The sequence below is a fragment of the Paraburkholderia sp. genome (assembly GCF_047605525.1).
Lineage (GTDB): Bacteria > Pseudomonadota > Gammaproteobacteria > Burkholderiales > Burkholderiaceae > Paraburkholderia.
In genome coordinates, this window is record NZ_JASGFN010000022.1 from 60,752 (window position 1) to 72,971 (window position 12,220).

Annotated in this window: 13 protein-coding genes; 4 read left to right on the top strand and 9 right to left on the bottom strand. The window is 65.8% G+C overall.

The window, feature by feature from the left end; translation table 11 throughout:
- Positions 1 to 160: 160 nt before the first annotated feature.
- Positions 161 to 985: an NAD(P)H-dependent oxidoreductase gene (locus QM685_RS27300; protein ID WP_415121302.1), complete on the bottom strand. Its 825-nt coding sequence runs from the start codon at positions 983 to 985 to the stop codon at positions 161 to 163.
- A gap of 70 nt (positions 986 to 1,055) precedes the next feature.
- Between QM685_RS27300 and QM685_RS27305 the strand changes: the two genes are divergently transcribed.
- Entirely contained in the window at positions 1,056 to 1,964 is a 909-nt protein-coding gene (locus QM685_RS27305) for a LysR family transcriptional regulator (protein WP_415121304.1), read from the top strand.
- Positions 1,965 to 1,980: 16 nt separating this feature from the next.
- Here the strand turns inward: QM685_RS27305 and QM685_RS27310 are convergent, their stop codons facing one another.
- Positions 1,981 to 2,868 carry an aldo/keto reductase family oxidoreductase gene (locus QM685_RS27310; protein ID WP_415121306.1) on the bottom strand — a complete coding sequence of 296 codons (888 nt, stop codon included), beginning with the start codon at positions 2,866 to 2,868 and terminating at the stop codon, positions 1,981 to 1,983.
- Between the two features lie 105 nt (positions 2,869 to 2,973).
- Here QM685_RS27310 and QM685_RS27315 point away from each other — a divergent pair, with 105 nt between their 5' ends.
- Positions 2,974 to 3,948, top strand: coding sequence for a LysR family transcriptional regulator (locus tag QM685_RS27315; protein ID WP_415121308.1), 975 nt, complete (start codon positions 2,974 to 2,976; stop codon positions 3,946 to 3,948).
- Here the strand turns inward: QM685_RS27315 and QM685_RS27320 are convergent.
- Positions 3,884 to 4,246: a response regulator gene (locus QM685_RS27320; protein ID WP_415121310.1), complete on the bottom strand. Its 363-nt coding sequence runs from the start codon at positions 4,244 to 4,246 to the stop codon at positions 3,884 to 3,886. The two genes, QM685_RS27315 and QM685_RS27320, sit on opposite strands and share 65 nt — an antisense overlap.
- Before the next feature lie 225 nt (positions 4,247 to 4,471).
- Between QM685_RS27320 and QM685_RS27325 the strand changes: the two genes are divergently transcribed.
- Positions 4,472 to 5,680 (top strand): sensor histidine kinase, encoded by a 1,209-nt coding sequence (locus QM685_RS27325; RefSeq protein WP_415121312.1) that lies wholly within the window; start codon positions 4,472 to 4,474, stop codon positions 5,678 to 5,680.
- A gap of 136 nt (positions 5,681 to 5,816) precedes the next feature.
- Complete coding sequence (locus tag QM685_RS27330; RefSeq protein WP_415121420.1) at positions 5,817 to 6,308, top strand: GNAT family N-acetyltransferase; 492 nt, start codon at positions 5,817 to 5,819, stop codon at positions 6,306 to 6,308.
- Positions 6,309 to 6,319: 11 nt separating this feature from the next.
- Here QM685_RS27330 and QM685_RS27335 read toward each other — a convergent pair whose 3' ends face one another.
- From QM685_RS27335 to otnI, 6 genes are all read right to left on the bottom strand, one after another.
- Complete coding sequence (locus tag QM685_RS27335; protein WP_415121314.1) at positions 6,320 to 6,742, bottom strand: hypothetical protein; 423 nt, start codon at positions 6,740 to 6,742, stop codon at positions 6,320 to 6,322.
- Positions 6,739 to 7,758 (bottom strand): hypothetical protein, encoded by a 1,020-nt coding sequence (locus QM685_RS27340; RefSeq protein ID WP_415121316.1) that lies wholly within the window; start codon positions 7,756 to 7,758, stop codon positions 6,739 to 6,741. The genes QM685_RS27335 and QM685_RS27340 overlap by 4 nt, the downstream gene beginning before the upstream one ends.
- A gap of 275 nt (positions 7,759 to 8,033) precedes the next feature.
- Positions 8,034 to 8,612, bottom strand: a complete 579-nt coding sequence (locus QM685_RS27345; protein ID WP_415121318.1) for a hypothetical protein — start codon at positions 8,610 to 8,612, stop codon at positions 8,034 to 8,036.
- A 257-nt stretch (positions 8,613 to 8,869) separates the two neighbouring features.
- On the bottom strand, positions 8,870 to 10,072 hold the full coding sequence (gene pcaF, locus QM685_RS27350; RefSeq protein ID WP_415121320.1) for a 3-oxoadipyl-CoA thiolase: 1,203 nt from the start codon (positions 10,070 to 10,072) through the stop codon (positions 8,870 to 8,872).
- A 324-nt stretch (positions 10,073 to 10,396) separates the two neighbouring features.
- On the bottom strand, positions 10,397 to 11,377 hold the full coding sequence (gene denD, locus QM685_RS27355) for a D-erythronate dehydrogenase (RefSeq protein ID WP_415121322.1): 981 nt from the start codon (positions 11,375 to 11,377) through the stop codon (positions 10,397 to 10,399).
- A 49-nt stretch (positions 11,378 to 11,426) separates the two neighbouring features.
- Positions 11,427 to 12,215: a 2-oxo-tetronate isomerase gene (gene otnI, locus QM685_RS27360; RefSeq protein WP_415121324.1), complete on the bottom strand. Its 789-nt coding sequence runs from the start codon at positions 12,213 to 12,215 to the stop codon at positions 11,427 to 11,429.
- Positions 12,216 to 12,220: the final 5 nt, after the last annotated feature.

The window sequence follows — 12,220 nt, forward strand, 5'->3', positions numbered from 1 at the left end:
TTTTCTTGCGCCTTCCTTCGCTGTCAGGCATCCGAATGAAACGCTACGGCATGCATCGGCAAATCTTCGCCGACGACTCTAGCAACGGCGACTTACAACCATATTTCAGCGAAACATACGATCCCGTCAGGCTCCAGTCATCGAGCAACAACCGGACAAGTCATGCATCGGACATCACGGCCGTTTCAGACGCCTTCACTTCACTGGCATCCTCGACGTGCGCGGCAAAGCCGACCCGATCCGGCGCGAGATCGTCCCGCAATGTGAGCGCCGGAATCGCATACGCGCCGCTGTTTTGTGGCCGGAACGCGATCGGCGCCGTGTTCCATAGATCGTCGAGACGCTGCCCGAGCGCGTCGCGAACGTCGAGGTACTTCGCATCGTCGACCCGGCCCGTGCGATAGACGACGAACGGCGGCAGCACATCGAAGCCGGGGTAATAGAGGATGCCGTGCTGGATCGGGAACAGGATGTCGTCGATCGGGCCGTTGATGCCGCGCGCGCTGTAGTGCGACTCCCAGCCGCCCGTCGTCACGACCAGCATCGCGCGCTTGCCCGCGAAGCGGCCCTCGCCGTAACGCTCGCCCCAGCGCGCATCGGAATGCTCGCCGACACCGTAGGCAAGACCATACGCATAGACGCGCTCCACCCAGCCCTTCAGAATCGCCGGCATCGAAAACCACCACAACGGAAACTGCAGGATCACCGCATCCGCCCACATCAGCTTCTGCTGCTCACGTGCGATGTCTTCGCTTTGCAAGCCATTCTCGAAGGCATGCCTCGATTCGAGCGACGGATAAAAGCGCTCGCTGCTGTGCCGCTCGAGGCTGTCGCCTGCATCGAGCGAGGCTTTCCAGTTCATCGCGTACAGGTCGGACACCTGCACGCGATGCCCGGCGCGTTCGAGATGCTGGACGGTAAAGTCCTTCAGGGACCCGTTCAACGACCTGGGTTCGGGGTGCGCATAGACGAGAAGAACGTTCATGACGATACCTTCGTGGCTGAAAGCAACCACGATAGGTGTCGCCGAGGTATATTGGAAATGAATTCCCGATATGTCAGGTATTTCCGTGGTTAATCTCAGAAGGCTGGACCTCAATCTGCTCGTCACGCTCGACGTGCTGCTCGCCGAGCACAACGTGACGCGCGCCGCCGAACGGCTGAACTTCTCGCAGCCGTCGGTCAGCGTGCATCTGGCGAAATTGCGCGACGTGTTCGGCGATCCGTTGCTCCTGCCCGGGCCGCGCGGCATGCGGCCCACCGCGAAAGCCGAGGCGCTGCGCGAGCCGTTGCGCGAAGCGCTCGAAGCACTGGAGCGCGCGGTCGCGCCCGCGAGCCCGTTCGATCCGGCCGCGGCAACGCACACGTGGCGCATCGCCGCGACCGACTACGCGGAATCGACGATCATCCTGCCGATGCTGGCCGGCTTGCGCGCGGCGGCGCCGGGCGCGCGTCTCGCGATCGTCGAGGCGGTGCCGCCGCGCCTTGCGCGACAGGCCGAACAGGGCGAGATCGATATCGGTTTCCACACCAGCGAGGGCGCGCCCGAAGGTTTGCGGCGCCGCGTGCTGTTTGCCGAACGCTACGTGCTGGTGGGCCGCGCCGGTCATCCGAAGCTCAAGCGCCGGCCGACGCTCGCGCAGTTCTGCAAGCTCGAACAGGTGATCGTGTCGCCGGACGGTGGCGGCTTCCTCGGCGTGACCGACGAAGCGCTCGCGCAAGTGGGACTCGCGCGCAAGGTCGTGCTGTCGGTGCCGCACTTTCTGTTCATGCAATCGGTGCTCGCCAGCACCGACCTCGTGGGCATGCTGCCGGCGCGTCTCGTGCGCGGCTCGAACGCGCTGCGGACGGTCGAGCCGCCGGTCGACGTGCCGGGCTACGAAATGGCGATGCTGTGGCACGAGCGGGTGCATCGCGACCCCGCGCATCGATGGTTGCGGGAGTTTATTGCGGCGTCGGTGTAGGTGGCGTGGCGTGCGCTCAGCTCTGGCCGTTGCCGCCGCTGTTGCCGATCGCATTCAGTTCGTCGAGCACATCGTCGCTCAGCTTCAGTTGCGCCGCCTGCAGGTTTTCGCGCAGATGCCCGACCGACGAAGTGCCCGGAATCAGCAGGATGTTCGGCGCCCGATGCAGCAGCCACGCAAGCGCGAGTTGCATCGGCGTCGCGCCGAGCTTGCGCGCAATCTCCGACAGCGCCGACGATTGAATCGGCGTAAAGCCGCCGAGCGGAAAGAACGGCACGTACGCGATGCCCTGCTTCGCGAGACTGTCGATCAACGCATCGTCTTCGCGATGCACGAGGTTGTAATGATTCTGCACGCACACGACCTGCGTGATGCGCTGCGCCTCGGCGATCTGCGCGGCCGTCACGTTGCTCAGGCCGATATGACGCACGAGCCCACGCTGCTGCAGCCCGGCCAGCGCGCTGACCTGCTTCTCGATCGAGCCTTCGCTCGGCGCATGCACGTTGCCCATCACGCGCATGTTGACCACCTCGAGCGCGTCGAGGCCGAGGTTGCGCAAATTGTCGTGCACCGCGCGCTCGAGGTCGGCCGGCTCCTGCGCCGGCAGCCATGCGGCGTCGCTGCCGCGCACCGCGCCCACTTTCGTGACGATCGTCAGATCGTCCGGATACGGATGCAGCGCTTCGCGGATCAACTGGTTGGTCACGTGCGGCCCGTAAAAATCGCTCGTATCGATGTGATTGACGCCCGCCTCAACCGCTTCACGCAGCACCGCAAGCGCCGCGTCGCGATCTTTCGGCGGCCCGAAGACGCCGGGCCCGGCGAGCTGCATCGCGCCGTAACCCATGCGCCGCACCGTGCGGCCGGCCAGTTGGAAAGTATCCGGGGTGCTGAAGTTCGGCATGACGATCTCCTTGAGAGAAGTGTTTGAGCGGCAGTATCGCCGGATTGCGTTGTTGAATAAACCGGTTTAACGTGTACGGGTTGTTCAAAAATATGCACAGTGGACATGGAACTGAACGATCTCGCCGCCTTCGTTTCGGTCGCCCGCGCGGGCGGCTTTCGCGATGCCGCGCGCGTCGCCGGGGTGTCGGCATCGAGTCTGAGCGTCGCCGTGCGCCGGCTCGAAACGAAGCTCGGCCTGCGGCTGCTCAACCGCACCACGCGCAGCGTCGCGCCGACCGAAGCGGGCCGGCGTCTGATCGAAAAACTGACGCCGCTGTTCGGCGAAATGGAAGCGGCGCTCGACGTGCTCAACGGCTTCAGGGACAAGCCGACCGGCACGCTGAAGCTCAACGTGCCGTCGAGCGCGGCGCGCATCGTCCTGCCGGACGTGGTCGCGCGCTTCCTGAAGCAGTATCCGGACATCCGCGTCGAAGTGGTAGTGGAAGACGGTTTCGTCGATCTGCTGTCGATCGGCTGCGACGCGGGCATTCGCTATGACGAGCGCCTCGAGCAGGACATGATCGCGGTGCCGATCGGCGCGCGCGTGCAGCGCTTCGCGACGGCCGCGTCGCCCGCGTATCTCGACGTGCACGGGCGCCCCGGGCATCCCGGCGAGCTGCTGTCGCACGCGTGCCTGCGCGGTCAATTCGCGAGCGGCGCGACGCCGACCTGGTACTTCGAGCGCGACGGCGAACTGCTGCAACTGAACCCGACCGGGCCGCTGCTCGTGCGGCCCGGCGCCGCGATCGATCTCGCGATCAGTTGCGCGGCCGCGGGCGTGGGCATCATTCATCTGTTCGAAGACATGTTGCGCCCGCATCTCGACAGCGGCGCGCTCGAACCGATTCTCGAGCCGTGGTGGCAGCGCTTTTCCGGGCCGTTTCTCTACTATCCAGGACATCGCCACGTACCCGCGCCGCTGCGCGCGTTCGTCGAGTTCCTGAAGAACGATCCGGTGGGCAGCCCGGCCGGGCTCAACGCCCCGGCCCGCACAGGCGCGCGATCGTCGTCAGAAACAGGTCCACCCCGATCGGCTTGAGCAGACAGACGTTCCAGAGGTTCGCGGCGATGCCGGTCGGCGGCACCGCGGTATGAAGCAGAATCGGCACGTTGGCGAGCTGCGGCATCAATTTCAGGCGCCGGCACAATTCGGCGCCGTCCATGATCGGCATCATCCAGTCCGTGACGATCAGATCGGGCACGCAGGCGCTCACGCTCGCGAGCGCTTCGGCGCCGTTGCTTGCGCAACTCACCTCATACCCTTCGCTTTCGAGAATCAGGCGCCATGCGGCCAGAATTTCCGGCTCGTCATCGACCAGCAGGATTGAACGCATCATCGTTTTGTGGCGTAAAGGCCTGGTTTGTCTGCCGAGACTACGCAAGAGGTGTTCCACGCACCGCGATTGCGTGGATAATGTGGCGCATTGCCGGAGCGCGTCGGCCTGTTCGCCGATTCGCGGCGAAATATGAGCCGCCGCGCCGTGAAATCGATACGATCGGGACAATTCGTGCGTTCGTATCATGCATTCGTACGTTGTAGAAACTTCATTGCCGCATTCATCATGACCGACACACGCGAGAGTCCGCTGCGCAGCTTCGCCGCCTTCGTCAGAGCGGAACAGGACCGCCTCACCAGACAATGGATGCACGCCGTCTCGACCGATCCCGATCTCGTCGAGGCGGACAAGCTGACTTACCAGCAGCTTGCCGATCATCTGCCGGAAATTCTCGAAGGACTGTGCGCGGCGCTCGACGTGGAGGATCTCGAGCGCGTCGAAACGTCGATCGAGCGCGACGCGAGAAAGCACGGCAAGGTCCGCTGGCGCCAGGGCTACCGGATCGAAGAACTGGTGCGCGAGCTGGATCTTTTCCAGCATGTGCTCGCCGACGCGCTGGAGGAATTCGCCGCGCGCGAGAACAGATTCACGCGCCGCCACGAAAGCCGCGCGCGGCGGCTCATCGCCGAAGCGTTCAGCATGGTCGCGTTTGCGTCGATCAAGGAAGTCGTCAGCGAACGGGATCGCAAGATCGACGAATATACCGGGCGGCTCGAGCGCGCGAATCACGAATTGATGCTGAAGCAACGGCTGGTCGGCGATCTGCACGAATCGCGGATGCAGATCACGCGCAGCGTCGTGCACGATCTGCGCAATTTCCTCAATGCGTTTTCGATCGCACTGCAACTGATCGCGCGGGCGCCTTCCAAAGCCGAGACCGCGTTGACGCTCGCGAACCGCCAGGCCGCCGATATGAAGCAGCTCGTCGACCAGATGGTCGAGTACTCGGTCGTGCTGGGGGACGCCGCGCCGCTCGCGCTCGAATCCGTCGATCTGCGCGAGCTCTACGACGAACTCGTCGCGTCGACGCGGCCGTCGATCGAGGCCAAGGGGCTCGCGTTGCGCACCACGTTCGACGTGGCGCTGCCGGCCGTCATGTCGCATCGTCTGAAGCTCAAGCAGATCGCGGTCAATCTGCTGTCCAACGCGATCAAGTACACGAAGTCGGGGCAGATCGAATTGCGGTTCGCGATGGACGGGCCCGAGCACTGGACGATTCGCGTGTCCGATACCGGCGTCGGCATCGCGGCCGCGGATGCGGATCGCGTGTTCGACGAATTCGAGCGCGCGGCCGGCGAGGACATTCCGGGTACGGGGCTCGGGCTCGCGATCGTCAGGGAGCTATGCCGCGTGCTGGACGGACGCATCGAATTCGCATCGCGTGAGGGGGTGGGGACGACGTTCGTGATCCGCTTTCCCGTGCGGCTTCAGTAATGTTTGCGCGAGGTCCGCGCGGTAATTTATGCAGGCGCCGCGGGGCGGCCGCGGGTGTTCCGCTAAATTGCCCGCATCGCAACGGTGGCTTTCCTTCAGCCCCTCGGCCCGCCCTCCGCAATCGCGCATGATCCGCATGATCCATATCCAGCTCGCCCACTTCCCCGAACAGCTCGAGATCGTCCGGACCATCTTTCGCGAATACGCCGAAAGCCTCGGCATCGATCTCGGTTTCCAGCAATTCGATGCCGAACTCGCCGGCCTGCCCGGCAAATTCGCGGCGCCGCGGGGCCGCGTGCTGCTCGCGAGCAACGACGACGGCGAGATCGTCGGCTGCGTCGCGATGCGTCCGCTCGACGCAACGACCTGCGAAATGAAACGCCTCTATGTGCGCCCCGCGGGGCGCGGTCTGCATGTGGGCCGGCAACTCGCCGTGCAGATCTGCGCGGCGGCGAAACAGGCCGGTTATCGGCGCATGCGCCTCGACACGCTGCCGACCATGCACGCGGCCCTCGGCCTCTATGCGTCGCTCGGTTTCGAACCGATCGAGGCCTACGTGTTCAACCCGATCCCCGGCGCGATTTTTCTCGAGTGCGATCTGACGCGACAGCGCGAGCCATCGGCGTAGCCTCGCATCGCTCACCGCGGCGCCGGTGCGCCACGGCCGGCGGCCAGGCAATCGCTCAGCGCGCCGCCCTGCTCGCTCAGGCCGCGCACGACCACCTCCGACGATTTGCCGTCGCGCCGCGCGAGTTCGGCGAGATCGAGCAACGCCGCGTATCGCGCGGAACAGTCCCGTGGCGCCGCACGGGTGTGATTCGCGTGACGGTCGTCGGCGGCCGCGACGAATGCGTTTATCGCCAGCAGCGTCGCGATGACGATCGTTGCGAATGCAGCGACGTGGCAGACTGCGCGCCTCGGTGACGTGTCGAGCAGCGGCCGGGGCGCCGCACTCGCCTGCCGCGCTCGCGTCGTAGCGCCGCTCGCGTCGCGCCGGACGGCACGACGCAAGCGCAGAGATTCGATGCAGGCTCTGATTCGCATCGCCGTGTTCATCGTCATGCCCAATGCGCCGGTACCCAGACCCGGCCGACCCAGTGGCCCGGCACCCACACGACGGCCCGCGGCGCGACATAAACCGGCCGCGGCGCCACGTACACGGCAGGCGGCGGGAGCGGCGGCGCATAAACGACCGGCGGCGGCGGAACATAGGCCGGCGCGGGCGTTATCACCACCGGCTTCGGTGGCACATACACGACCGGCGGCGGCGGTGGCGTCACAACCACCGGCTTCGGCGCAACGACGACCGTCGTGCCGGTCGTCGTTCCACCCGCCACCACGACGCCGCCCGTGACCACCGTGCCGCTCGTCGCCACCGTGCTGCCGTGCGTGCCGGTCACGCTCGTCGAGGTCGTCACGACGCCCGGCGCGACACGCGTGGCCGTGCCCGAGTGATAGACGCTGCCGTTATCGGGGCCGGTCACCGTGCCCGAGCGCGAGCAGGTCGAGCCCGCGCAATTCGTCGATGCCGAATGGTTGTAGGAATTGCCGTTCGAACCCGTGACCGTGCCCGACGACGAATACTGACCCGGCGCGGTGCGCGTCACGTCGCCGGAGGTGGTCGCCGTCTTGCCGTCCGGGCCGGTCATCGTGCCCGTGTGTGAGCAGGTGCCGCTCGCGCAGCTAGTGTCGCCCGAATGCTGTACCGAATTGCCGTAGCGGCCGGTCGCGGTGCCCGAGTTCGAGAACTGGCCCGGCGCGGTGCGCGTGACCGTGCCGGTATTGCTCGCGAAACCGCCGTACGGGCCGGCGACGCCGCCCGCATGCGAGCAACTGCCGCCGCCGCACGAGCCGTAGTGCGCGCCGTTATAGATGCCGCGCGACGTGTATGCGGTGCCATGCCCCGACCACGCGAACGCCGATGCGCTGCCGAGCGCGAGCACGGCCGCTGCCACGCCGAATACGAGTTTGCGCAACACGCCGCGCACGGAGGAACGGTCAGACGATGCTTCGACACAAACGGCGCCGGCAACGTGGGCGTCGGCCTTGACGGAACCTGCGAATGAACGGTTTTTCACGGTATGTCCTTGCTGGATTCGGGCCACCTGGGTCACTGCTGCGTGGCGACGAACGGACTATAGAAGGACATGCCGGGTAAATCATCACGGAAGATATGTCACGCTGTTTCACCGCGACGGAGGGCCGCTGGACAAGGGTTTGCGGGCGTTTTGAGGGTGCCGCGACATATTTCGACATAGTTTGTCGCGGGCGGGCGGCGGCGGAAAAGGACGCAAGCGCGGGTGCGAATGCAGAGTCGCCTGCGACCACATGGGTACATGCAGCGCAGGCGCACTCACTGCTCCGCCGGCGTCACCTGCACGGCCGCGGCCGACACGAACGCCGCATGCACGGTATCGCCGACCTTCACGTCGCTCAGATCGACGTCGGGCGCCGCCTGGAACATTTGGGTCTGGTACGCGCCGCGCAACGTGACGAGGCGCTGCTTGCGATCGATCTTCAGCACCGTCGCGAGCACCTCGGTCTGACGCGCCGACTCGTATCCGCCCGACGCCGGCGTGTACGTCTGTTTGTCGACCCGCTCGCGGATGCCCTTGCCCGCGCCGCTGACCTTGTCGACCTTCGTCAGCAGCGCGTTCTTGTAGAGGACGTCGACGCGATCGCCGACCTTCAGTTGATCGAAGCCGACCAGTTGCTGGCTCACGAGCACGACCGCGATATTGCCGTGCTCGCCCTTGAGCGTGAGCGTGCGGGTGCCCGGATCGATGCCGACGATCTCCGCCTTCATATGCACCGGCTGCGCCGCGCTGAGCACGCCTTGCGCGGTGCTCGCCATGTCATCCTGCGCGCGCGCCGGCTGGGCCGCGGCGACCAGCACGATCATCAACGCCGCGCCCATCGTTGCTGTTTTCATTTGCGTTCCCCTTGATGAATGCCCGCATCTTCAGAACGACTACTTCACGCGGTATGACGCGAACGATTGTACCCATCCGATCAATACCACTTTCCCGTGCGCGCCGATACGCAATCCGACCGCGCGCGACGCAAAAAGAAACAGCCCCAATCGCCGAAACGATGGGGCTGCTGGATGACGCTGGATGAAACCCGCGAGGCGCGGTGAACGGCGAGCACGAGTCGAAACCGCGTGCCCCGCTTCCCGCGCTACACCTATTACACGCGCTCGATAGCGATCGCGATACCCTGGCCGACGCCGATGCACATGGTACACAGCGCGAAACGGCCTTGCGTGCGCTGCAACTGATACGTCGCGGTCGTCACGAGACGCGCGCCGCTCATGCCGAGCGGATGGCCGAGCGCAATCGCGCCGCCGTTCGGATTGACGCGAGGATCGTCGTCGGCGACGCCGAGCGCGCGCAGCACCGCGATACCTTGCGACGCGAATGCTTCGTTCAGCTCGATCACGTCGAACTGGTCGATCGTCATGTTCAGGCGCGCGAGCAGCTTTTGCGTGGCGGGAGCCGGGCCGATGCCCATCACGCGCGGCGCGACGCCGGCCGTGGCGACACCCAGCACGCGGGCGCGCGGCGTGAGGCCGAAGCGCTTCGCGGTGGCTTCGTTCGCGAGCAGCAGCGCGGCCGCGCCGTCGTTCACGCCCGATGCGTTACCGGCCGTGACCGTGCCGTCCGGACGCACGACGCCCTTCAGCTTCGCGAGCGCCTCGAGGCTGGTCTCGCGCGGATGCTCGTCCTGCGACACCGTGATCGGATCGCCCTTCTTCTGCGCGATCGTCACGCCGACGATTTCCTGCGCGAACGTGCCGTCGCGTTGCGCGCGCGCGGCCTTCTGCTGGCTGCGCAGCGCGAATGCGTCCTGATCGGCGCGGCTGATGTTGTAGTCGGTCGCGACGTTCTCGGCGGTTTCCGGCATCGAGTCGACGCCGTACAGCTTCTTCATCAGCGGGTTGACGAAACGCCAGCCGATCGTCGTGTCGTAGACCTCGTTCTGACGCGAGAACGCGCTGGTCGCCTTGGGCATCACGAACGGCGCGCGGCTCATGCTTTCGACACCGCCCGCGATCATCAGCGCCGCCTCGCCCGACTTGATCGCGCGCGCCGCGATGCCGACCGCGTCCATGCCCGAGCCGCACAGACGGTTCACCGTCGACCCCGCCACGTCCTTCGGCAGACCCGCGAGCAGCAGCGACATGCGCGCGACGTTGCGGTTGTCGTCGCCGGCCTGGTTCGCGCAGCCGTAGATCACGTCGTCGATCGCGCTCCAGTCGACGTTCTTGTTGCGCTCCATCAGCGCCTTCAGCGGCACCGCGCCGAGGTCGTCGGCGCGCACCGAGGACAGCGAACCCGCATAGCGGCCAATGGGGGTGCGAATCGCGTCGCACAGGAAAGCTTCGGTCATGAGATGTCTCCAGTTGAGATGCTGCGTGCGCCGCGCCGCGGCCGCCTTGCCGCGATGACGCGGGTTCGATGCGCTGACGCATCGCCCGGCGAGGCATGACGGCAAGCTGCGAGGATCGTGAACGATGGGCGTGGGATTGCCGATGGTTGCGGCTATCACCTTTCGTTGCCCGGCCTTTTGTTCTTTACACGAACACAAGGTCACATATCGAACAAACAGGCACGATGATGGCGCGTGCGCGAAAGCATGTCAAGCATGGCCGGACCGATGCCAGGAGATACCAGGGAATACGCGCAGGTTCCTTTCCGCAAACGTCAACGCACGTCAGCGCACGTCGATCCCCTCGTCCTCGATATAGCCGCGGATCACGTCCGCGAAGCCGCGCTCGCCGGCAAGCCCCAGCCGTTCGGCGCGCGACGTATCCCACGCATCCGGCCAACTGCCGACGATCTTCTCGATGCGCTCGTCGGGTTGCCGCACGATACGGCTCGCCACCGCGTCGCCCGCGACCTCGCGCAGCGCCGCGATCATTTCGTCGACGCTGACTGAAATTCCCGGCAGGTTCACCACACGCTGCCGGCCGAGCGCGGCGCCATCAAGTTCGAGTCCGGCGATCAGGCTTTCAATCGCCTTGCGTGGCGACAGCAGCCAGAGCCGCGTCGAACCTGCAACTGGACACACGGCTTCTTCGCCGTTCAGCGGCTCGCGGATGATGCCGCTCGCGAACGACGACGCCGCCGCGTTCGGCCGCCCCGGCCGCACGCTGATCGTCGGCAGCCGCAGCACGCGACCGTCGACGAAACCGCGTCGCGAGTAGTCGTTGAGCAGCAGCTCCGCGATCGCCTTCTGCGCGCCATACGACGATTGCGGATTGAGCGCGGTGTCGTCCCGCACGACGTCGGGCAGATCGCCGCCGTAAACCGCGACCGAACTCGTGAACACGACGCGCGGCTGGTGCCCGCGCTGCCGGCAGATCTCGAGCAGCAACCGCGACGCGTCGAGATTGATGCGCATGCCGAGATCGAAATCCGCCTCGGCCTGCCCGCTGACGATCGCGGCCAGATGGAAGATCGCCGAAGTCCTGTCGTCGATCGCGCGTTCGAGCACGCTGCGCCCGGCAATGTCGCCCACTTCGGTGCGCACGCGTCTGTCGCCGAAATCGTTGGCGCGCACGACGTCGAGCAGCACCAGCTCGGTAATCGCTTGCGGCGCGCCGTGTGCGTCCTTCAGCGTCTCGCGCGCGAGCAGTTCGCGCGCGAGACGCTGGCCGAGAAAACCGGCGCCGCCGGTGATCAGTACTTTCATGGTTGCGTGTCCGTGGTGATGGAGGGTGATGAGCGGTTCTACGCGGCGCTCAACTCGCCGTGTCCAGATATGGCCTGATCCAGCCGAGCCCCGCCGACGTCGCCGCGCGCGGCCGGTATTCGCAGCCGATGTAGCCGTCGTAGCCGAGCGAATCAATGAGGTCGAACAGGTACGGGTAATTCAGCTCGCCGATATCCGGCTCGTGCCGCTCGGGCACGCCGGCAATCTGTATATGGCCGATGCCCGGCATATCGCGGCGCAGTTTCATCGCCAGATCGCCTTCGACGATCTGGCAGTGATAGCAGTCGAACTGCACCCGCAGATTCGGCGCGCCGACTTCGGCGCAGATCGCCTGCGCGTCGTCCTGGCGATTGAGGAAATAGCCGGGGATGTCCCGCGTATTGATCGGCTCGATGACAACCATGATCTGTTCGGCTTGCGCCTGCTGCGCGGCATACGCGAGATTCTTCAGATAGACGTCGCGATGCCTGTCGCGCGGCTGATCCTTTGCGATCAGACCCGCCATCACATGCAGCTTGCGATTGCCGAGCACGCGCGCGTAGTCGAGCGCCGTCTCGACGCTGCGCCTGAATTCGTCCTCGCGGCCGGGCAACGACGCAAGGCCGCGCTCGCCGCCGCTCCAGTCGCCGGGCGGCGCATTGAAGAGCGCCTGCGTGAGAGCGTGCGCGTCGAGCCGCGCCTTCAGCTCGCCCGCGCGGAACTCGTACGGAAACAGGAATTCGACCGCCTTGAAGCCGTCGCGCGCAGCGGCGGCGAAACGATCGAGAAACGCGTGCTCGTTGTACATCATCGTCAGATTGGCAGCGAAGCGAGGCATGGCGG